The sequence below is a fragment of the Arthrobacter mangrovi genome, assembly GCF_026011795.1.
Lineage (GTDB): Bacteria > Actinomycetota > Actinomycetes > Actinomycetales > Micrococcaceae > Crystallibacter > Crystallibacter mangrovi.
Genome location: NZ_BRVS01000025.1, coordinates 1 through 20,928 on the forward strand (window position 1 = coordinate 1; position 20,928 = coordinate 20,928).

Genomic DNA, 20,928 nt, shown 5'->3' on the forward strand with positions numbered 1-20,928 from the left:
TACAGGCACAGGTTGCGGGAGGCGCCGACCATGAACTCGGCCTTTTCCGGCCCGAACTCCTCGGCCAGTTCCTCGCGGCGCTCGTAGAGCGGGCGGTCCTGCGGGTTGCCCCACCACATCCACAGCAGCAGGTGCCCGTGCTCGAACGAGTAGTAGCCCCCGCCCTGTTTGCCCCAGGTCCCGGCGTCCATCGCCTTCGTCGTATTCGCCGACTCGCCCGCGGTGCGCCGGGCCGTGGTCGCGGCGTAGTTCCAGTGCGTGGCCGAGACGTGGTAGCCGTCCGCGCCGTTCTCGGCCTGGACCTTCCAGTTCCCGTCATAGGTGTAGGTCGAGGACCCGCGCAGGACCTCCAGGCCCTGAGGGGACTGGTCGACGATCATGTCGATGATCTTCGTCGCGTCGCCCAGGTGCTCGGCGAGCGGCAGCACGTCGGCCTTCAGCGAGCCGAAGAGGAACCCCCGGTAGGACTCGAAACGGGCGACCTTCGTCAGGTCGTGCGAGCCGTCCTTGTTGAACTGCTCCGGGTAGCCGGCATCCCGGGAGTCCTTGACCTTCAGCAGCTTGCCCTTGTTGTTGAACGTCCAGCCGTGGAACGGGCAGGTGAAGTTGGTCCGGTTGTCCGTCTTGCGCCGGCACAGCATCGCCCCGCGGTGGCTGCACGCGTTGACCAGGCAGTTCAGCTCGCCGTCCTTGGACCGGGAAATGACCACCGGAGTCCGGCCGATATACGTGGTGAAGTAATCCCCGACCTCCGGGATCTGGCTCTCATGCGCCAGGTACACCCAGTTGCCCTCGAAGATATGCTTCATCTCCAGCTCGAACAGCTCCTCATCCGTGAAGATCCGCCGCTTCGCCCGATGAACCCCGTTCTCGTGATCCTCTACAACGGCATCGTCCAGGGTTGCGCCGATAGCGCTCAGTGTCCGGGTCATGTACGTCTCCTTCATCTATGGCCACCACCACTGAGTGGCGTGGTGGCTGTCACATGCTGCTCGACATTTAGCGATAACTGTTCCAGCAGGAGGCGCGGCTCACACTAGGGTCACCCCTAGGCTTGGCCAAGGGTCGGATTGAGACGTGAGGCATACTAATAGGGGTCATATTTGTATTTGTTGGTCCTAAAAAATGTGGCTACGGTTACTTCAGGGCAAATCAGATCTGCCCGGGCCCACTGTTGGGGTTGCACGGCTGCAGGACGTTCGGGCAGCCGCTGCCGGGCGAAGGGGCCCGGAAGAGTACGAGAGAAGGAATCGACATGACTGCTGAAACCCAAGCCACTGCCGCCGCTTCCGGCGCCAAGGCCACCGAGCGTTTCCACGAAAACAAGAAGTTTGCCGCCGGCACCAGCCAGGAGCGCGTCAACCTCCTGGCTTCGCGCCTCGTCAAGGCCGTCAACGACACTGTGCTCGAAGAGAAGGTGACGTACGACGAGTACAACGCCTTCAAGGCATGGCTGATCAAGGTCGGCGAAGACGGCGAATGGCCGCTGTTCCTCGACGTCTGGGTCGAGCACTCCGTGGAGGAAGTGGCCAACGAGAACCGCGAGGGCAGCAAGGGCTCCATCGAGGGTCCGTACTACGTCCCGGACGCCCCGAAGCTGGAGTCCCCGGCGACCCTGCCGATGCGCGAAGACGAGGCCGGCACCCCGCTGCTCTGGGAAGGCCGCATCACCAACGTGGCCGGCGAACCGCTGCCCGGCGGCATTGTGGAAATCTGGCACGCCGATGACGCTGGCTTCTACTCCCAGTACGCACCGGGCCTGCCCGAGTGGAACCTGCGCGGCACCGTTGTGGCCGATGCCGACGGCTACTTCCAGATCAACACCATGCAGCCGGCTCCGTACCAGATCCCGACGGACGGCGCATGCGGCCAGCTGATCGCCGCGGCCGGCTGGCACGCCTGGCGCCCCGCGCACATCCACGTCAAGGTCCACGCCGAGGGATACCAGGAGATCACCGCCCAGCTCTACTTCGTCGGCGACGAGCACCTGTCCGACGACATTGCCTCGGCCGTCAAGCCCGAGCTCGTCCTGGACCCGCAGGACAAGGCGGACGGCTCCGGCCGCGAAGTCATCTACAACTTCGTGCTGGACCCGGCCAACTAGGCTTCACCACCATCCCAATGCGGCGGCCGCCCGGATTCTCCGGGCGGCCGCCGCATTGTTGTAGGCTCCGCACCGCGCCTTCCATCGCCCGCAGCGGCCGGGCCGCGCGGTAGGTTTGGAGCCAACCGTACGTCGAAAAGAAGGGGTCCGATCATGTCGTCAGCGGTCCTGGCCGCCACTGTCGTGCTGCTGCGGGATGCGCCCGGCGGCCTCGAGGTCCTGCTGCTGGAGCGGCCGCAGCACACCGGCTCCTTTGCGGGCGCCTGGGTGTTTCCGGGCGGAAAGGTGGATCCGGAGGATTTTGGTTCCGGCAGGCAGGGCGCTAACGACGGCGGTGCCCCGGACGGGCATGAAGTGCTCGCCGCCCGCCGTGCCGGCGTCAGGGAGGCCTGGGAAGAGACCGGGCTTCGGGTGCACGCCGACGAGCTGGTCCAGCTGTCCGTGTGGATTCCGGACTCCGTGCAGCCACGCCGCTTCCGGACCTACTTTTTTGTTGCGCCTGCGCCGGTGCCCGCCCAGGAGATCGTCCTGAACGTCGGAGAGCTCGAGGACTACGCATGGCTCAGCCCGAAGGAGGCGCTGTCCCGGCACGCTGCCGGAACCATGTCTTTGGTCCCGCCGACCTGGGTGACGCTGCACTGGCTGTCCCATTGCGCGGATGCCGAGACCGCATTGGGCCGTGCCCGGACGGGGCAGCCCGAAACCTACCAGAGCCGCCAGCGGCAGGGTGCGGACGGCCGCAAGCTGGTGCTCTGGTCAGGTGACGCGGACTATCCCGACGCCGATGCCTCCGGCCACCCCGGGCCGGGAGCCCGGCACCGGCTGGACGTCAGCTCGCTGCCCTGGAGCTACCAGCGTACGGACGGTTGAGGCCGGCTTGGGCTAGGCCTGGCCGCCGGCCGAGCCCCCGGCGACCTTGTAGCTCCAGAGCTCGGCGGACATGCCCACGGGCTTATGCGGGCTCTCCCCCTCGGCCTGTGCATGGCCGTGGCCGAACGCCTTGGAGTTCTTCCAGCTCTCGAACGACTCCTCGTCGCGCCACCGGGTGATGACCAGCCACGTGGTGCGCTCGTCGGTCGGCTGCAGCAGTTCGAAACCCTCGAACCCGTCCTGGTTGTCCACCGCCCCGGCGCGGGCGGCGAATCGCTTGGCGAGCTCGTCCCCGGAGTCCGCGGGCACGGTGATGGCGTTGATCTTGATGATGCTCATGGGCCCTATTATGCCCGCCGACGCTGACCGTACACTGGGCTCACCAGCGAATATGACAGGGAGCAGCCATGCGGCAGAAGAAGTCCTGGAACGAACTGACCACCGTCCAGAAGGGGTCCGTCCTCCTCTCCATCGGCGTCCAGCTGAGCCTCCTGGCCGCCGCGCTGACCGACCTCAGGAAGCGGCCCGCCGCGGAAATCAACGGACCCAAGGCTGCCTGGGCCGTGGGTTCATTCGTGAGCTTCATCGGTCCCACCGCCTACTTCCTCTTCGGCCGGAAGAAGACCACGGTCGCCGCCTGGAAGAAGCTCTAGGTCAGCCCCGGTCCTTCGGGGCCGGCTGGTTCTTCGGCCAGTCGCGGTACGGAATCCGGTCGATCTTCACAAGTTCGCCCAGCCGGCTCCACTCATTCCGGCCAAGCCGGGCCAGCGGCTTCAGCCGGGTCGCCTCGGGGTGCGCGCCGTCCATCATCTCCTCGTTGATGGCGGCGTGCAGGACCCGCCCCAGTACGAGCCACGAATTGCCGACCGGGATGATCTCGTGCACGCGGCACTCGAGGGCCACGGGGGACTCCGCCACCCGCGGTGGACGCACTGTGAGGCTCGGCTCCGTCCCCAGCCCCACGGCGTCGAACTCGCTGACCTCCGGCGGAAAGTTTGTGCCCGTGCCATTGATCTCAGCGAACAACGCCTCGGGCGCGAAGTTGACCACGAACTCGCCCGTCGCCTCCGCGTTGTTCAGGCTGTCCTTTCGGGCTGTCGGAGTGAACTGCACGATCGGCGGATCCGTCGACGCCACGGTGAAGAACGAATGCGGCGCCAGGTTCAGCACGCCGTCCGCGCTGACCGTCGAGACCCAGGCGATGGGCCGTGGGATGACGACCGATGTCAGGAACTTGTAGAAGTCCTTGGGGCCGAGTTCCTCCGGCGAAATGTCAACGCGCATGGTCTCATCTGACCACAGCCTGGTCCCCCGTGCTGCAGCCCGTGCGTATTCCCGCACCGCGCCCGCCCGGGCGGCCGTGCGCGAAGCGGGGTTCCATTGACCACTCACTATGGCAATAGTTAGCATGTGGCGCACAGCACAACCCGTGCCGTGGGGACTTTGAGGGGTAGGAAGATGAAGAAACTGGCTGCGGCCTTGGCGATGACGGCGGCCCTGGCTTTGACGGCATGCGGCGGCGGGAGCCCCTCGGGCGGTGAGGAGACGGCTGCGTCCCCCGGGGCCAGTGGAAATCTCACGCCGGTCAGTGTCGGGGTCATTCCCATCGTGGATGTCGCACCGATCTACCTTGGCGTGCAGGAGGGCATCTTCGAAAAGCACGGGCTCGACGTCGAACTCACGCCGGCCCAGGGCGGCGCCGCCATCGTTCCGGCCATCACCAGTGGACAGATGGACTTCGGCTTCAGCAACGTCACCTCGCTGATCATCGCCCGGTCCAAGGGGCTGCCGCTGCAGATCCTCGCCAGCGGCTCCTCCTCCACAGGGGACCAGGATGCCGACTTCGCCGCCGTGATGGTCAAGCCGGATAGCGGTATCAAGGAGATCGCGGACCTGGCCGGCAAGAGCATCGCCGTCAACACGCTGAACAACATCTCGGACTCCACCATCAGCGCCGCGGTTGAAGAGGCCGGGGGAGACGCCTCCAGCATCGACTACGTCGAAATGCCCTTCCCGGACATGCGCGCCGCGCTGGAGAAGGACAACGTCGACGCTATCGCCGCCGTCGAACCCTTCGTCACGATGGCCAAGGCCGACGGCGCCACCCCGGTCTTCTCCAACTACGCCCACCCCGTGGACGACCTCACCGTCGCCGTGTACTTCACTTCGGACCAGATCGCCGAACAGAAGCCGGAGGAGACCCAGGCCTTCACCGCGGCCATGAAGGAATCGCAGGCCTTCGCGGATGCCAACCCGGACAAGGTCCGCGAGATCCTGCCCACGTACACGCAGCTCGATCCGGCTGTCATCGAACAGCTGACCCTGCCCAAGTTTGCGCAGGACGTCAATGCGGACTCTCTGAATACGATCGCCGACATCTCGCTGCAGGACAACCTGATCGAGGAGAAGCCCGACATGGAGGCCCTCCTGCCGCACCAGTAAGACAACGACGGCGGCGGGGCGGCAATCTGCCGCCCCGCCGGGGCATTCCTGAACCGGAGGGCGTTGTTGCTGCCACAGCCGCTGCGGCAGCAACAACGCCCTTTCCGTTCGCCCGCCGGTTTTCGTCGTCAGCCGGTGTAGCTCCCCCAGTTCCGCGCGTCCCACAGGCGGGCGGGCGTGCCGGTAGAGGACACCTTCGCGAACCGTTGCCCACCGAGCTCCAGCTCCGAACGCTCCGCCACGCCGTCGGCCACCTCGGCGAGGGCCTGCGGGGAAGTCGCGCCCCAGCGGCCGTCATCGATCCGATCGAAGAGAACCTGGAGGGAAGTGATCTCCTCGATCGGAGCGAACGTGCAGTGCCCATCGGAGGAGACGTAGAGCTCGCGCAGCAGTGGGGCGGAGCCGGTGGACCGCACAACGGAAGCGTAGGCCTCGTCGTCGGCAGTTGTGCCCGCGCCGTCGCCGCTGGTATGGAGGGACAGCACGGGAACGGAGAGCTCGCCTGTGAAAGTCGCGGTCCGCTCGACGAAGCCGACGGCTTCCGGGTTTGCCGCAAGGCGCTCCGCCGACGCCAGTGTCTGGAGATCTTCGGCGAGCGAAAGCCCGGCGGCCTGATAGGCGGCGGTGATCTCGGACCAGCGTCCCGACCCCTTCAACGACTTTTCGTAGTCGACGCCGGTGTTCCACGAGAACGCTCCGCCCACCGTCTGCTCGTAGCCAGCCCGGACGTGGGAGCCCATGGCAAACGGCAAGTGGTCGAGGTACCTGTCAGTGCGTGCCTCGAGATCGCCGGCCGGGATCTCCTGGTCGGACACTGGGTCCACAGCCGGGATCTTGCTGAGCGCCGCGGCGAGGACAGCGCGGGCCCGTCCCTCCGGAGTCGAAGCCGCCTTGGCAACCAGATCGTTCATCGCACGCAGCTCGGCAGCCCTGTCGGTGATGTTCTGGATCTGCATTGGCGATTCCGGATCAACCAGCTCGCGCAGGGCAAAAGCCGTGTCCAGCTTATAGTTCCACGTACTCACCGCACCGGCGCCGCCTCCGCACATCGGCAACGCACCGTCCAGCCAGGCCGGCTGGGAGTCTGCGATGATGCGCGTGGCCAGCCCGCCCTGGGACCGGCCGCTGACCACGACCGTCTCCGGGCTGCCGGCGACGCTGGTGAAAGTCTCCACCGCGGCGCCGGCGTTGCGGCGGTCCTGCACCAGGTCCCAGCCATCGCTAAGGTCATAGCCGATTACGCCATAACCCTGCTCGATGAGCCACTGCGCCGTTGTGCCGCTGAGGTTCGGGCGGCCCGGCATGACGACGATGGCACCGTTCCACTCGGCAGGCTTGACCAGCGAGTACGGTGCGTCCCCTTCGAGGGCGCCCTGCCCCACCACTTCCAGGCCGGGGGCGAAGTCCCCGGAGAAGGACGATCCGGCAGAGGCTGGCCTCTCCGAAGCGGCCGCGGGAGAAACCGCGCCCGGTCCTGCCAGGGCCAGCAGCGCCACCAAGGGCAGGGCTTTCGCTGCGGTGGATTTCCTCGAGGTGGTCTGGGGCGTCTTGGTCATTGTCCTACCTCCCGCTCGGGACGGAGCATGCTGTTCGGTTTGTAGTGGGTGAAGGAGCCGCCGCGGTCGAGGCCGTCTTCGGCGGCGATGCGGTCGGCGAGGGCGTTGAGCGAGGCCGGGTGCGCCAGACTGGCCCAGCTGCCCTCTTCGAGGCGCTGCTGGAGCGCGGTGACCAGGGCCGCAATCTCGGCATCCGCATAATCGCAGTGCCCGGGACGGTCAACGAATGCCTGCCGAAGCAGGCCATTGCCGCCGTTCGAGCGCACACGCTCCGAGTAGGTTCCGGCCTGCGCGACAGTCGGTGCCGTGTCGCCGGTTTCGTGGAGAGTCAAAACGGGGCCGTCGATGTCTCCCGTGGGAGTGGCGTTGGCCTGCATGTAGGCAACGGCGTCCGGATCGGCGGTGATCCGCTCTGCCGAGGCCAGAACGCCCAGGTCGTCGGCCAGGGACAGACCGGCGTCGGAATACAGCGCGCGGACCAGCGTGGCGTTGCCGGAATGGACCAGCGACTGGGCGTAGTCTACGCCTGTGTTCCAGGAGAAATTGCCCCCGGCGCGCGCCTCGAGCGGCTGCCGGGGCGAGATCACGCCGAACATGAAGGCGGCATGGAGTTGTTCCTGCTGGGCGGCGAAGTCGCGTGCGGAAGGCTCGGGCTGCGAGGACTGGGTCCACGTGGGAATCTGGGCCACGCTGGCGGCGAGGGCGATGCGCGCCCTGCCTTCCGGGGTGGACTGGGCTTCTTCGAGCACCGCCCGGAAGGCGGCCTGCCGGGCCGCCTCGTTTTGCACGTTGACCAGCTCCAGCCGCTCGTCCCCGGGGGCCAGGAGCATCTTCAGGACAAAGGAGCCGTCCAGATTGCCGTTGAGCATGGGGAGGGAACCGGCAACTGACCCGCAGAGGGGCAGCGCGGCGTCGAAGGAATCGGGGTGGGCTTCCATGATGGCCGCGGAGGTGAGCCCGCCCATGGACGAGCCCCACGCGATAACTTCCTCCGGTTCCCCGAGCTCCGCGCGGACGACAGCCAGGACGTCGGGCTGGTTGGCAATGAGATCCTTGACTGCCCAGCCGCCAGTGGAGGAGGTGGTGCCGGCTATCGCGTAGCCCTTGCCGAGCAGCCATTCATTGACCGCGGCAGACGGACCGGCGGAGGCCGCTGCCGCGCCACTGCCGCCGTACCCGGGGTTCCACACCAGCAGAGTGCCGTTCCACCGTGCGGGCTCGAAAAGGACGTAGCTGCCGCCGCCGGGCAGGCTGCCCCGCTTCTCGGCGGTGACGCCGCCGGCAGCGGTAGCCGGTGCTGCGTATGCCGGCAAAGGAGCCGCCGGGGACGCTGCTGTAATCAGCGGTGCCAGCGCGAGGCTTACCGTGGCCGCTGCGGCCAGTATTCTGCGCCTGGGCCGTGGTGCGCGTCGACAGCGGGAAATCTGTTGGGGCATGGTGGATCCTTCCTGCGGTGCAACTCAGCAGTGAGCCGCCGCATGGCGAAAGACATGAAAGGTCGGAGTGCCGCTGCGCCTCAGTGGCCGCCGGCCCGCGAAGGGGCCGGTTTACGAAAGCAGGGAGGCTGAGGCGGCGAAAGTGTGGTGCGTGACCAGCTGGGCCAGAGACTCGTCGTGTGGTCGGAGGATCCGGCGAAAGGCGGCCTCGGCGGTGGGCCCGAGGCTGTCATAGAGGGCGCAGCAGGCTGCGACGGCGCGGTGCATGGGGTAGTCCTCACCGAGCAGCTCGTGCGGCAGGCGGGGGTCGAGCCTGCGCAGGGTGCGCCAATCCGCCATGATCGAGGTGCGCAGGCGGAGGGCCGCGTCCCCGGGACGTGCTCCGGCCTCGGGGGAGACCTCCAGGGCTGCTTCCACTCCGTCCGGAAGACGCGACGCGACAGGCTCCCAGCGGTCCAGGAACTCGCGGTAGCGGTCGGCCAGCTCCGCAAGGCCGAAGGCAGCAGCCACGGCCCCGCGCCCCGTGCCCTGCGGCAGGCGGGCACCGGTGAAGACCGTGATCTGTTCCGGATCCAGTTCTCCGCCCAGACCGGCCACGATCCCGTCCACTACGGCCAGCTGGTCGCCGGGACGGATCCACACGGCGTCGTACAGGTTCCCGAAGCGCAGCTGGCGCAGCTGTTCCCGCAAGGCCCGCCGCGTGACCTTGGCGTCCTCGGGAAGCGAATAGCCCACCAGTGTCCAGCTGCCGTCCCATTCCTGCGGCAAATGGCTCATGAAAAGCGAGCGCACATGCGCGTTGATCCGCTCCTGGCTCATCGGCGGCACCGCATAGGCAGTCTGGCGTCCCGCTTTCTGCCCTACCAGGAAGCCGCGCTGCGCCAGGCGCTGGATCGCCGCCCGCGCTCCGGTCGGCGTCACGTCGAACACCTGGAGCAGCTCGACCAGCGCGGCCGACGGTATCGGCTCGTTGCGCGTGTGCCAATAGTCCCCCAACAGGACGGTCAGCAGCTGCTGGGGGCGTGCTCCCTGCTGGAAGCGCGGCAGGCTCGGGGCTGGAGTGGACATGGCTTGATTCTGTCATTGCCCGGTCCGGGCCGCGGAGCGGACGCCTGTCGCGGTGGCTCTTCCGCTCAGGTTCAGCGGCACTGCACGCGGTCCGTACTCCAGCCAGTTCATCATGACGACTTCCCCCGTGAGCCCGAAGGAATCGGTGCGGGCAAGGAGCACTTCCAGCGCGATCCGCAGCTCGAGGCGGCCCATCGCGGCGGCGGGGCATTTGTGGGAACCCCGTCCGAAGGCCAGATGGGAGTTGCCCTGGCGGCGCAGCACGAACTCATCCGGGTCGGAGAAGACAGCTTCATCCCGGTTTCCCGAGGGAAAAATGAGGGCGATCGGTTCGCCTGCGCGCACCATCCGCCCATGCACTTCCGTATCGCGCCGGGCCGTGCGGGCGAAGACCCGGTAGGGGGCATGCAGGCGCAGGAACTCCTCGATCGCGGCCGGCAGGTCCTCGGGATGGTCCCGCAGGTGCTGCTGCAGCGTCTGGTCCTGGGCCAGATGCACGAGACAGCTGCCCAGCACGGCCTGCGGGGCGCCCATCCCAGCGACGATCATCTGCCGGATGGTGGCGATAGCGGTCTTCTCCGTGATGTGGTTGTCCGGGCTTAGGACGGCCTGATGGAGGCTGGACACAAGGTCCCGGCCGGCGTCCGCGTCCGCGGCCAGGCGGTCCCGGTAGACCTCCTCGGCAATGCGGTACAGCTCGGCACTGCATTCGCCGATGACCTCGTTGTCCATGTCCTGGATCGCGAAGCCATAGCGCACGCCGATCTCCCGGATATGCCGGGTCAAGGAGGGCGGGACCCCTAGGAACGCTGCGAAGCAGTCCATGACGAACGGTGCGGCGAAATCCCGGATCCCGTCCACGTCGTCGGACCTGAGCATGGCGGTGACCAGTTCCTGCGCACTGGCACGGAAGGCGTCCTCGTGTTCACGGACCACGGCACGGCGAAGCACCGGATCGATGGCCACCCGGTAGGCCGTGTGCTCGGGCGGATCGAAGTGCAGCGGTGGTCGGCGCGAGGAGCGCGGCACATGCGGGACGACGTTCTGCACCGATGTAATGAACAAGTCGTCGTCCTGGGCGATCCGGGCGATGTCCGCGTAGGTTGTGGCAGCCCAGAAACCGCCGAAGTCCTTGCTCCACGGGAAGGCGTTCTCCTGCCGCAGCCGCGCGTAGTCACGGTGCGCGCTGCCGAAGGTTTCATCCAGCGCCGGTGACCATTCGGAGCCGCGGCCGTGCTGCGGCTGGGTGTCCGCAATCTGTTCCTGCACTCCCGTGCTGGAGCCCATAGGGCGGTGGTCCATGTCAGATCACCTTCCTGCGCGCCCAGCGGGCGACGGATTCGAGGGCTACGACCACCACGATCAGCCCGATCAGGATTCCGGCGGTCTGCTGGTAGTGGAGCGTCGCCACCGACTCGTCCAGCAGGAATCCGATTCCACCAGCGCCCACAATGCCCAGGACCGCGGATTCGCGCAGCGCCAGATCGGAGGTGAAGAGGCTGTTTCCGATGAAGCTCGGCACGAACTGCGGCCACACTCCGCTGACGAAGACCTGGAGCCGGTTGGCCCCGGTGGCCTCCAGCGCACGGAGGGGTGCGGGGTCGACGTTCTGCAGGGAATCGGTGAAGAATTTGGACGCCAGCGCGGTGCAGGAGAGGGACAGTGCGAGGAAGCCTGCGAAGGGTCCCAGGCCCAGTGCGGCAACGAAGACGAGGGCGTAGATGATGTCGGGGATTCCGCGCAGGACGACGACAATGCCGCGCAGGCCGACGGCGAGCGGTTCGAATCGAACGAGGTGCCCGGTGGATAGCACTGCGATAACCAGCCCTGCGGCCACGCCGAAGGAAGTGGCGGTGAGGGCCATGATGACGCTCTCGAAGATCCCGAGCGCGACGTCGGCGGTGAACACCGGCGGCACGAAGCCCGAGAGCAGTGCCAGTGCGTTGTCCCACGCCTGGCCGAGCCGTGCGGGGTTGAGGGCGAGCTGGCCCAGGGAGTAGAGGAAAAGCGCGACGGCGGCCACGGCGCCTGCGGTCCTTGTGATCCGGGCGCGGTCCCAGCCAGGGCTGGCGGGCTGACGGCCGGCCCGGAACAGCTGCGACTGCGTATGCTCACCGGCATGCTCGGCGACGGCGCGCTGCACCAAGTAGGAGACCAGTTCCAGGACCAGGAGCATGGCCACGATCACGGCGATGATTCCTGCCGCACGCTGATAGTTCAACGAGCCGATCGCCGTCTGGAGCGCGACGCCGATGCCGCCCGCACCCACGAGGCCCAGCACCGCGGAGGCCCGGATGTTGATATCCAGCCTGTACAGCACCAGCGACGCCAGCGCCGGCAGGGCGCGCGTCAGCGTCGTCGAAACGAAGTTCTGCGTCCGGGAGGCGCCGACGGCGGCAATCGCCTCGCGCGGAGCGGGGTCCTGCTCCTCGAAGACATCGGCCATCATCTTGCCGATCATGCCGACAGAGTGGAACGCGATGGCGAGGCCGCCCGCGAGCGGGCCCAGTCCGAAGATGCGGACGAACAGGATGGCGAAAATGAGCGAGGGAACGGCCCTGGTCACGATGATGATCGTGCGGGCGAGCCACTGGATCGCCCGCGGTCCGGTGTAACGGCGTGATGCTGCCGCGGCGAGGAAAACCGAGGCGAGGGTAGCCAAACCCGTGCCGGCAATGGCGATCCACAATGTCTCCAGGGCGAGCGCCAGCAGATCCGGGAGAGGCCCCGTGGTGGGCGGCACCATGCGTTCGAGGAGCCGCGCGATGTCGCCGAAGCCGGCAGCCAGCGCCTCCGGCCGGATGTCGATCCACCACGTGCCAAAGGCCGTGACCGCCAAATAGGCCAGCGGAATGCCGAGGGTGGCGGCCGAGGCGCGCGGCCACCTGGCGACGGGCGCCGGCATGGGCGAAGGACGCGTGCCCTCCCGGGCGGAGCGCCGGTCCTGCAAGGTGCTGTTCATGACCGGTCGTCCTTCGCCTGCTGGTAGATGGCCCGGATGGCCTCCTCCGATGCCTCGGCGGTGGGGGTGTCCATGATGAGCGAACCGCCGCGGACGGCGACCACGCGGTCGGAGATCTGCAGGGCCAGGTCCACTTGGTGCAGGGAACAAACCACGGTGAAGCCGTCCTCGGCGCTGAGCTTCTTCAGGGTCCTCAGGACGGACAGGCTCGCGCTGGGGTCCAGGGAAGCAACAGGTTCGTCCGCCAGCACGATCTCGGCCTCCTGCATGAGGGTCCGTGCGATGGCTACGCGCTGCTGCTGGCCGCCGGAGAGTGTGTCGCAGCGCTGGAAGCGTTCGTCGAGGAGGCCGACGCGCTCCAAATTAGCCACCGCTCTTTCCCGGAGCGCGATCGGGTAGGTGGAGATGCCATAGCGCGGCAGCTTCAGCGAGCCGAGCGCACCCATGAGCACGTTCTCGAGCGCGCTGAGACGTCCGACGAGGCCAAACTGCTGGAAGACAAAGCCGACCCGGGTCCGCAGCAGCTGCAGGTCTTTTCGGCTGCACATGGCAGGGTTGACGCCCAGAACGGAGACAGAGCCCTGGGTGGGGCGGTGGCTGCCGTTGATGAGGCGCAGCAGCGTGGATTTTCCAGCTCCCGAGGGGCCCACGAGGGCTACGAACTGGCCCGGACGGACCTCCATGTCGACGTCCCGGAGCACATGCTTCCCGCTGAAGCTCATGCCTAGTCCGTTCAGGACGACGCTGGGCGGCGCTGTTTCGGCCATGCCGGTACTGGGTGCGGTGGCCATGGGACGCGGCTCCGGGACTTGTCGGCGGCGGGTGGTGGCGGTCATGGTGCGGCTCCTTGGGTCTTACTCGCTGCGGCAGACTTCGGACTGCGTGGTTTCACAGATTTCGCGGATCGACTCGAAATCCCCGTCCGCGGCGGGCTCGAACGCGAAGGCTCCGGTGCCGCCCCACTCGCAGGCCATCTCCCCGACGTACTCGTCACCCCACGCTTCCGGCGCCTCCCGCTGGTTGTCCGGGCAGAGGCCCGCTGCGGCCCCGGTGACAGCGTTGTACTTGAACACGGCGTCGGTGATCTTCGTGCGCAGTTCCTCCGGCAGCCAATTGCCCACCACCAGGGGTGTCCCGGGGATGTCCGGTGACGTCCATACGGTCTCGACGTCGCCGTCTTTGATGATGCCGCGGGCCGGCAGCAGGTCGGTTATGAACGTTCCTGCCACGAAGGCGACATCGCAGTCGCCCGCAAGCATCTGGGTCACGGCCACGTCGTGGGAACCGGCGAAGATGGGGTTAATGTCCTTTTCGGGATCGATCCCGGCCTCGATCAGGCCCGCCGCGGCCGCCAGGTAGCCGGTGCTGGAAGCCGGATCGGTGAAGCAGACGTCCTTGCCTTTCACGTCCGTCAGCTCGGCGATATCGGATCCGGCGGCAACGACGCCGAGGGACTGGACCGCTCCTGAGCCGGATTCCGGTGTCCGCTGGTCCATGGCCACCGGGGTGATGTCCGCGACGTCCTTGGCCAGGTAGTAGGAGAAGGCGCCATAGGTGGCGACGTCGACGCGTTCGGCCACCTGGGCCTCGATGACGCCCGCGTTGCTGCTGACCGCTTCGATGCTGGTCGGCAGGCCTGTTTCCTTTTCGATGGCAGCGACGATCGGCTTAAAGCTGTTTTCCAGTTCCTTGCTGTCATCCGTGGGAACGACGGCGAAGACCAGGGAATCCGGCGCCTGGCCTTCCGCGTTCGCCGCGTCGGTGCGGGCGTTGGGGCTGGCGCCACAGGCGGTGAGCAGGAGGCCAGCGGCAGCCAGCGTTGTAACTGCTTTGAAGGTCTTGTGCATGGTGGTCTCTTCCTGTGTCTTCCCGGCGTTCCACACCGGGAATTATTAGCGTCACTTAGCTGATCGAAGGACCAGCTAAGTGTGGCCTATTGATCCACGCTGATCGGAGTGTCCGTGATGTGGTGCGAGACACAGTGCATCACCATCGATTGAAATTGTCAACGGTCTATCGGGCCCGGCCCGCTATTCAGCGTTTTCACAACTATTGACTTATTCAATCAATACTTCTTACCGTATGGGTAGGAACATGTGACGGGACTCACCCGCCCGATCGGGTGGGCGGACTTGGTCCGAAAGTCCGTCGTCGGAACGCACAGCGAAGGGTACGTGTAACGATGCACAACCAAGGGGTTGGAACGTGGATTCACCGCCGGCGGCGCAAGTTCGCCGATAAGGTGGCGCTCGTCAGCAGCGGGGCCGAGCTAAGCTATGCGGACTTCGCCAGCCGCGTGGACCGCCTGGCTAATGCTTTCGCGGACCGCGGCGTGGCCAAGGGCGACCGGGTCGCCTACCTGGGCGAGAACCACGCAGCCTTCCTGGAGACCTTTTTTGCCTGCGGCACGCTGGGTGCCGTCTTCGTTCCGCTGAACACCCGGTTGGCGCCGCCCGAGATCCAGTTCGCGCTGGAGAATTCGGGCAGCCGGATCCTGGTCAACGCGCGCAGCCTGGACGGGCTGGCGGTCGGCGGGGTGAGGGATACCCGGGTCGGGCGCCGGATGGTCGTGGAAGACGTCCCGGCGCAGGGCGCCGGGGAGGAAGTGCCCGGGATCGCCGTCGAACTTTTTGAAGATGTCATCGCCTCCGGAGGCGACACGCACCTTGACCTTGAGGTGGCGCTCGATGATCCGGCCATGATCCTCTACACGTCCGGGACCACGGGCCGCCCCAAGGGGGCCCTGCTGACCCACGCGAACATGACGTGGAACAGCTTCAACGTGCTGGTGGACTTTGATCTGTCCAGCAGGGACGTGTCGCTGATGATTGCGCCGATGTTCCATGTGGCGTCGCTGGGCATGGGAGTGCTGCCGTCGCTGCTCAAGGGCGCCACCGTCATCCTGGAGCCGCGCTTCGATCCGGGGCGGACGCTGCAGCTGGTGGAGCGGTACAAGGTGACCACCCTGAGCGGCGTGCCGACGACGTTCCAGCTGATCTGCGAGCATCCGGCGTGGAGCATTACGGACGTCAGCTCGCTCAACAAGCTGACCTGCGGCGGTTCCGCGGTTCCGATGCGCGTGCTGGAGGCCTACGAGGCACGCGGCTTGTCCTTCACCAACGGGTACGGAATGACCGAGACCGCGCCGGGCGCCACCACGCTCGCGGCGGATAAGTCGCGGGAGAAGGCGGGCTCCGCCGGCCTGCCGCACTTCTTCACCGACGTCCGGATCATGGACCCGCTGGGCGGGCCGGCCGGTCCGGGCGAGGTGGGCGAGATCCAGATCCAGGGCCCCAATGTCATCAAGGAATACTGGCAGCGCCCCGATGCCACGGCGGACAGCTATGCCGACGGCGACTGGTTCCGGTCCGGGGACATGGGGTATGTCGACGACGAGGGGTACCTCTTCATCTCGGACCGGCTGAAGGACATGATCATCTCCGGCGGGGAGAACATCTATCCGGCCGAGGTCGAGCAGGTCATCGTGGAGCTCGAGGCGGTGAGCAGCGTCGCCGTGATCGGTGTTCCGGACGAGAAGTGGGGAGAGGTCCCGCGGGCCATCGTGACCGTCCGGGACGGCTTCCAGCTCACGGGCGACGACGTCGTCAACCACCTCTCGGGGCGGGTGGCGCGGTACAAGATTCCCAAGAGCGTGGTCATCGTCGATGACCTGCCGCGCACGGCGAGCGGCAAGATCCGCAAGGCGGACCTGCGGAAGCAGTACTCGGGCTAGGGTGCCGCCTGCGTAGCGTCAGGGCGGCCGGATTCGAAGAGCTCGACCAGGTTTCCGGCCGGGTCCTCCAGCAGGATCTGCCGGCCGCCGATTCCGGAGACGATCTCGTTGCGGAAGCTGGCGCCCTGGCCGCGCAGTCGGTTCACCTCCGCGGCCAGGTCCCCGACTTCGAACTGTATGCGGTTCCAGCCGCCGGGCTCCGGGCGGCGGCCGTCGGGCATCGGCTGCGAAGCGCCTCCCGGGCCCGTCGGAGTGTTGAGCAGCAGGCGCAGGCTGCCGCGGGTGAGCATGGCAAATCCGCCGCCGGGCTGCATTCGCAGGTCGAAGCCGAGCAGGCCGGTATAGAACCGGACGGCGGCGTCGATGTCGTCGACGATGTAGCGGACGCTGACGGTATCCATGGTTTCCTCCGACCTCGGCTGGATTGCCCGAAACACTAGCCGGTTTTCGCCGGGCGGAGAAGGGCAGCCGTCAGCCGCCGGGGTAGAGCTCGTCGATCAGGGCGAGGCCCTGCTGCGCCCAGGCGATTTCCTGTTCCGCCCGGGAAATCAGGCCCTGGTAGGTGAACTTCTTGAACGCCGTTGTCTTTTCCCGGTCCGACGTCGGAAGGCTGGCCAGCCGTCTGGCCAGCATCGGGCTGGAGCCCTCTTCGATTTCCCGGACCTTGTCCCGCCACTGCTCCAGCTGGGCCTCGTGGTGCCGGATGTGTGCCCGCATTTGCTCGCGCGCGGCCTCCGGCTTGGCCCACTCCAGGTAGGCCGCTTTGAGGTGGGCCGGGTCGCGCTCGCGGGAGTATTCGAGGGTGCTGTTCATCCAGTCCCGGAAGGCCTCGGTTCCGGCGCGCGTGATGTGGTACTGCCGCTTCTTCCCCCGCTGGCCCCAGGCGACCTCCTCGCCCTCGAGCAGCCCGTCCTTCTCCATCCGCCGCAGCTCGGGGTAGATCTGCGAGTCCGGCGCGTGCCAGACGTGGCCCACGGAGGATTCGAATTCCTTGTAGAGGTCATAGCCGGTCATGGGCTCGACGCTCAGCAGCGCCAGCAGGGCGTATCGCAGGCTCACGGGCTTTCGGCCTCCTTCTGTCGGGTGTTGCAAATCACTATATCGATAGTTATTCTGGTGACCCAGAGCACTATCTATGGAGATAGATAGTTCGACCCGCCGAAAGGATCCGCCGTGACCGCTGTCCAGTCCCAGAGCTCGACGACCAATAAGGTGCTCGGACACCCCCTGAATGCCTGGTACGTGGCGGCGTGGGACCACGAAGTCACGCGCGCTCCGATGTCCCGCCGGATCGCCAACCGTCCGGTGGCGCTCTACCGGACCGAGGACGGCAAGGCCGTGGCGCTCGCCGACGCGTGCTGGCACCGCCTGGCCCCGTTGTCGATGGGCAAGACCGTCGGCAAGGACGGGATCCAGTGTCCGTACCACGGCATCGTCTACAACTCCGCGGGCCGCTGCATGTCGATGCCGGCGCAGGAGACGATCAACCCGAGCGCGACCGTCCCGTCTTTTCCCGTCGTCGAACGTTACCGCTATGTGTGGGTCTGGCTCGGTGATCCGACCAAGGCGGACCCCGAGCTGGTGCCGGACATGCACCAGATGTCGTCCGAGGAGTGGGCCGGGGACGGCGAGACCATCCACGCCCCGTGCAACTACCAGCTGGTGCTGGACAACCTGATGGACCTCACACACGAGGAGTTCGTGCACTCGTCCTCGATCGGCCAGGAGGAGCTCAGCGAGTCCGACTTCGTCGTCTCGCACGACGGCAACACCGTCACGGTTTCGCGGTGGATGCTGGACATCGATGCGCCGCCGTTCTGGCTCAAGAACATGCGGGACAAGTTCCCCGGCTTCGAGGGCAAGGTGGACCGCTGGCAGATCATCACCTTCCAGGCGCCCTCCACCATCTGCATCGACGTCGGGGTGGCGGCCGCCGGCACGGGCGCGCCCGAGGGCGACCGCAGCCAGGGCGTCAACGGCTTCGTCATGAACACGATCACCCCGGAAACCGACCGGTCCTGCCACTATTTCTGGGCGTTCATGCGCAACTACCGGCTGGAGAGCCAGCTCATCACGACCCAGCTGCGCAATGGCGTGCACGGCGTGTTCGGCGAAGACGAGGAGATGCTCAAGGCGCAGCAGGAGGCCATCGACGCCAACCCGGACTACGAGTTCTACAACCTCAACATCGACGCCGGCGGCATGTGGGTGCGGCGGCTGATCGAGCGGATGCTCGACGCCGAGGGCCGCCTGGTCCCGACCGCCTGACCCGGCCAATCGAGAGACAGGCAGAGAACAATGGCAGCAACGAATACCGAAGTCTGGCAGCGGGCCACCGTCGTCGAAATCCACACCGTCGCGACGGACATCCGGCGCATTGTGCTGGAACCCGCCCTGCCCAAGGCGGCGGAACCGGGATCGCATATCGATGTGAAGGTCAGCATCGGCGGAGAGGAGCAGAAGCGTTCCTATTCCGTGGTGGAGTCCGACGACGCCGGCCGGCTGGTGATCAGCGTGATGCGGGCTCCGCAGTCCCGCGGCGGCTCGGTCTTTATGCACGGGCTGGAGACCGGGCAGCAGCTGGAGATCACGCAGCCGCTGCAGAACTTCCCGCTGCGGGTGGGCGCCGAGCGCTACATCCTGCTCGCCGGGGGCATCGGCATCACGGCCATCGCCAACATGGCGGCCGTCCTGCAGCGGCTCAAGGCCAGCTACACGCTGGTGTATGCCGGGCGCAGCCGCACCGCGATGGCATACCTGGCCGAGCTGCAGGAGCGGCACGGGGAGAACCTGGTGGTGCATGTCGACGACGAGGGCACCTCGCTGAAGGTGGACGAACTCGTTGCCGGGGCGGACCTCGACACGGAGCTCTACATGTGCGGGCCGATCCGGCTGATGGACGCAGTCCGCCGGGCCTGGTCCGAGCGCGAGCTCGACTCCCCGAACCTGCGCTACGAGACGTTCGGCAACAGCGGCTGGTACGACCCGGAGGAGTTCATCGTCAAGGTGCCCCGGCTTGGCATCGAGGCCAAGGTCGGGCAGGGCCGCTCCATGCTGGAGGCCCTGGAAGACGCCGGCGCGGACATGATGTTCGACTGCCGCAAGGGTGAATGCGGCCTCTGCGAGGTGCGGGTCCTGGCGCTCGACGGCGGCATCGACCACCGCGACGTGTTCTACAGCGAGCGCCAGCAGAAGGCCACGGAGAAAATGTGCTGCTGCGTTTCCCGCGGCGTCACCTCGAAAACCGGCGCCAAGGCGGACGCCTCGCCCGCCGGACCCGCCGTCATCACTATCGACATATCCTGACGCCGGACTCCGGCTGCACCAAAAGGAAGAACGAATGGAACTGCGCGACCGGATCAACCAGTCGGCCATGTCGCCGTACCAGTGGCTCATCATCGGACTCTGCGTCCTGCTGAACGCCCTGGACGGCTTCGACGTGATGGCCATGGCATTCACCGCCACCAGCGTGACCAACGATTTCGGCCTCAGCGGGACCGAACTGGGCCTGCTCCTCAGCGCGGGGCTGGTGGGCATGGCCATCGGCTCGCTGGGCCTGGCCCCCTTCGCCGATGCCTTCGGACGCCGCCCGCTGATCCTCGTGTCGCTGACCCTGGCCGCGGGCGGCATGTTCCTGTCCGCCACGGCGCATTCCGCCGGCGAGCTGGGCCTGTGGCGCGCGGTCACCGGGCTCGGTGTCGGCGGCATCCTGGCCTGCACCAACGTCATCGCCAGCGAGTACTCCTCGGACCGGCGGCGCGGACTGTGCATCGGCATCTACACCGCTGGCTACGGTGTCGGCGCGACGCTGGGCGGCATGGCAGCGGTGGCCTTGCAGGGCAGCTATGGCTGGCGCTCGGTCTTTGTCTTCGGCGGCACGGCCACGGCCCTGGCACTGGCGCTGCTCGCGGTGCTGCTGCCGGAATCGGTGGACTTCCTCCTGACGAAGAGGCCCCGCAACGTCGTCGAGCGCCTCAACAAGATCGCGCGCCGCCTGGGGCAGCCGGCGGTCGGCGAGCTGGCGGCCCCCGCGGCCGGTGCCGGGGCTTCCGGCCGGAACCGGGTGGGTGAACTGCTGGCCCCCGGGCAGCGGCGGGCCACCCTGCTGATCTGGCTGGCCTTCTTCGCCACGATGTTCGGCTTCTACTTCGTCAACAGCTGGACGCCGCGGCTCCTGGTGGAGGCCGGCATGACCGAGCAGCAGGGCGTTGTCGGCGGCCTGATGCTCACCCTGGGCGGCACCTTCGGCTCCATTCTGTACGGCGTGCTGGCGGGCAAATGGAGCAGCCGCGGAGTCTTCATCGTGTTCGCCGTGCTCTCGGCGGCCTCCATGGTCCTGTTCATCAGCACTGCAGCGGTGCTGGCGCTCGCCTTCGTTACGGGCGTTGCCGTGGGCATGCTCATCAACGGCTGCATCGCCGGCCTCTACACCGTCACGCCGGGGCTCTACGCCACCCGTACCCGCAGCACCGGGGTGGGGTGGGCCATCGGTATCGGCCGGGCCGGCGCCATTGTCGCGCCGATGATCACCGGCGCGCTGCTGGACGCCGCGTGGAGCCCGGTCCAGCTGTACCTGGGCGTCGGGGCCGTCGTGCTGGTGGCCGCGGTTGCAGTGCGGATGCTGGGCCCGGTGGCCCGGAACCGTGTCCGCCCCGAACGGGAACGCGTCACCGTGGGCTAGCGTCTTCGCAATAGCGACGGCGGTGCCGGTGGCCGAGGCCTCCGGCACCGCCGCCCGTTCCTGCGGTTCCGTGCGT

20 protein-coding genes are annotated in these 20,928 nt (G+C 67.1%); 8 read left to right on the plus strand and 12 right to left on the minus strand.

What is annotated here, in order from left to right:
- The coding region (locus AHIS1636_RS16635) for a Rieske 2Fe-2S domain-containing protein (RefSeq protein WP_264796958.1) at positions 1-932 on the minus strand (932 nt) is incomplete at its 3' end.
- A gap of 323 nt (positions 933-1,255) precedes the next feature.
- On the opposite strand from AHIS1636_RS16635, the gene catA reads away from it, so the two are divergent.
- Together catA and AHIS1636_RS16645 are read left to right on the plus strand one after the other, a co-directional pair.
- On the plus strand, positions 1,256-2,104 hold the full coding sequence (gene catA, locus AHIS1636_RS16640; protein ID WP_264796959.1) for a catechol 1,2-dioxygenase: 849 nt from the start codon (positions 1,256-1,258) through the stop codon (positions 2,102-2,104).
- A 153-nt stretch (positions 2,105-2,257) separates the two neighbouring features.
- A complete protein-coding gene (locus tag AHIS1636_RS16645; protein WP_264796960.1) occupies positions 2,258-2,974 on the plus strand; it encodes an NUDIX hydrolase in 717 nt (238 codons plus the stop codon).
- A 12-nt stretch (positions 2,975-2,986) separates the two neighbouring features.
- Here AHIS1636_RS16645 and AHIS1636_RS16650 read toward each other — a convergent pair whose 3' ends face one another.
- Entirely contained in the window at positions 2,987-3,313 is a 327-nt protein-coding gene (locus AHIS1636_RS16650) for an antibiotic biosynthesis monooxygenase family protein (protein WP_264796961.1), read from the minus strand.
- A gap of 68 nt (positions 3,314-3,381) precedes the next feature.
- On the opposite strand from AHIS1636_RS16650, the gene AHIS1636_RS16655 reads away from it, so the two are divergent.
- On the plus strand, positions 3,382-3,627 hold the full coding sequence (locus tag AHIS1636_RS16655) for a PLDc N-terminal domain-containing protein (protein WP_264796962.1): 246 nt from the start codon (positions 3,382-3,384) through the stop codon (positions 3,625-3,627).
- 1 nt (position 3,628) lies between these two features.
- On the opposite strand, the gene AHIS1636_RS16660 is transcribed toward AHIS1636_RS16655, so the two are convergent.
- The gene (locus AHIS1636_RS16660) at positions 3,629-4,258 is read right to left on the minus strand and encodes a flavin reductase family protein (RefSeq protein ID WP_264796963.1); all 630 of its coding nucleotides are present in this window, start codon (positions 4,256-4,258) and stop codon (positions 3,629-3,631) included.
- 174 nt (positions 4,259-4,432) lie between these two features.
- Here AHIS1636_RS16660 and AHIS1636_RS16665 point away from each other — a divergent pair, with 174 nt between their 5' ends.
- Positions 4,433-5,416, plus strand: a complete 984-nt coding sequence (locus AHIS1636_RS16665; RefSeq protein WP_264796964.1) for an ABC transporter substrate-binding protein — start codon at positions 4,433-4,435, stop codon at positions 5,414-5,416.
- Between the two features lie 128 nt (positions 5,417-5,544).
- Here AHIS1636_RS16665 and AHIS1636_RS16670 read toward each other — a convergent pair whose 3' ends face one another.
- The 7 genes from AHIS1636_RS16670 to AHIS1636_RS16700 form a co-directional block, all read right to left on the minus strand.
- Positions 5,545-6,972 (minus strand): alpha/beta fold hydrolase, encoded by a 1,428-nt coding sequence (locus AHIS1636_RS16670; protein WP_264796965.1) that lies wholly within the window; start codon positions 6,970-6,972, stop codon positions 5,545-5,547.
- Positions 6,969-8,285 (minus strand): prolyl oligopeptidase family serine peptidase, encoded by a 1,317-nt coding sequence (locus tag AHIS1636_RS16675; protein WP_264796966.1) that lies wholly within the window; start codon positions 8,283-8,285, stop codon positions 6,969-6,971. Before AHIS1636_RS16675 ends, AHIS1636_RS16670 begins: the two co-directional genes overlap by 4 nt.
- Positions 8,286-8,519: 234 nt before the next feature.
- Positions 8,520-9,476 carry a PaaX family transcriptional regulator gene (locus AHIS1636_RS16680; RefSeq protein ID WP_264796967.1) on the minus strand — a complete coding sequence of 319 codons (957 nt, stop codon included), beginning with the start codon at positions 9,474-9,476 and terminating at the stop codon, positions 8,520-8,522.
- Positions 9,477-9,488: 12 nt separating this feature from the next.
- Positions 9,489-10,778 carry a cytochrome P450 gene (locus AHIS1636_RS16685; protein WP_264796968.1) on the minus strand — a complete coding sequence of 430 codons (1,290 nt, stop codon included), beginning with the start codon at positions 10,776-10,778 and terminating at the stop codon, positions 9,489-9,491.
- Position 10,779: 1 nt separating this feature from the next.
- Positions 10,780-12,438 (minus strand): phosphonate ABC transporter, permease protein PhnE, encoded by a 1,659-nt coding sequence (gene phnE, locus AHIS1636_RS16690; RefSeq protein ID WP_264796969.1) that lies wholly within the window; start codon positions 12,436-12,438, stop codon positions 10,780-10,782.
- Entirely contained in the window at positions 12,435-13,274 is an 840-nt protein-coding gene (locus AHIS1636_RS16695; protein ID WP_264796970.1) for a phosphonate ABC transporter ATP-binding protein, read from the minus strand. The genes phnE and AHIS1636_RS16695 overlap by 4 nt, the downstream gene beginning before the upstream one ends.
- Positions 13,275-13,292: 18 nt before the next feature.
- The gene (locus AHIS1636_RS16700) at positions 13,293-14,285 is read right to left on the minus strand and encodes a phosphate/phosphite/phosphonate ABC transporter substrate-binding protein (RefSeq protein ID WP_264796971.1); all 993 of its coding nucleotides are present in this window, start codon (positions 14,283-14,285) and stop codon (positions 13,293-13,295) included.
- A 335-nt stretch (positions 14,286-14,620) separates the two neighbouring features.
- Between AHIS1636_RS16700 and AHIS1636_RS16705 the strand changes: the two genes are divergently transcribed.
- On the plus strand, positions 14,621-16,171 hold the full coding sequence (locus AHIS1636_RS16705; RefSeq protein WP_264796972.1) for an acyl-CoA synthetase: 1,551 nt from the start codon (positions 14,621-14,623) through the stop codon (positions 16,169-16,171).
- Here the strand turns inward: AHIS1636_RS16705 and AHIS1636_RS16710 are convergent.
- Together AHIS1636_RS16710 and AHIS1636_RS16715 are read right to left on the minus strand one after the other, a co-directional pair.
- Positions 16,168-16,572 carry a VOC family protein gene (locus AHIS1636_RS16710; RefSeq protein WP_264796973.1) on the minus strand — a complete coding sequence of 135 codons (405 nt, stop codon included), beginning with the start codon at positions 16,570-16,572 and terminating at the stop codon, positions 16,168-16,170. The genes AHIS1636_RS16705 and AHIS1636_RS16710 overlap by 4 nt on opposite strands.
- Before the next feature lie 70 nt (positions 16,573-16,642).
- Positions 16,643-17,230, minus strand: a complete 588-nt coding sequence (locus AHIS1636_RS16715) for a PadR family transcriptional regulator (RefSeq protein WP_264796974.1) — start codon at positions 17,228-17,230, stop codon at positions 16,643-16,645.
- Positions 17,231-17,344: 114 nt separating this feature from the next.
- Here AHIS1636_RS16715 and AHIS1636_RS16720 point away from each other — a divergent pair, with 114 nt between their 5' ends.
- Genes AHIS1636_RS16720 through AHIS1636_RS16730 form a run of 3 tightly spaced genes read left to right on the plus strand, consistent with a single transcriptional unit; the run spans position 17,345 to position 20,852 of the window.
- Complete coding sequence (locus AHIS1636_RS16720) at positions 17,345-18,439, plus strand: aromatic ring-hydroxylating oxygenase subunit alpha (protein WP_264796975.1); 1,095 nt, start codon at positions 17,345-17,347, stop codon at positions 18,437-18,439.
- Positions 18,440-18,469: 30 nt separating this feature from the next.
- Positions 18,470-19,477 carry a PDR/VanB family oxidoreductase gene (locus AHIS1636_RS16725; protein WP_264796976.1) on the plus strand — a complete coding sequence of 336 codons (1,008 nt, stop codon included), beginning with the start codon at positions 18,470-18,472 and terminating at the stop codon, positions 19,475-19,477.
- Positions 19,478-19,511: 34 nt separating this feature from the next.
- Positions 19,512-20,852: an MFS transporter gene (locus AHIS1636_RS16730; RefSeq protein ID WP_264796977.1), complete on the plus strand. Its 1,341-nt coding sequence runs from the start codon at positions 19,512-19,514 to the stop codon at positions 20,850-20,852.
- Positions 20,853-20,928: the final 76 nt, after the last annotated feature.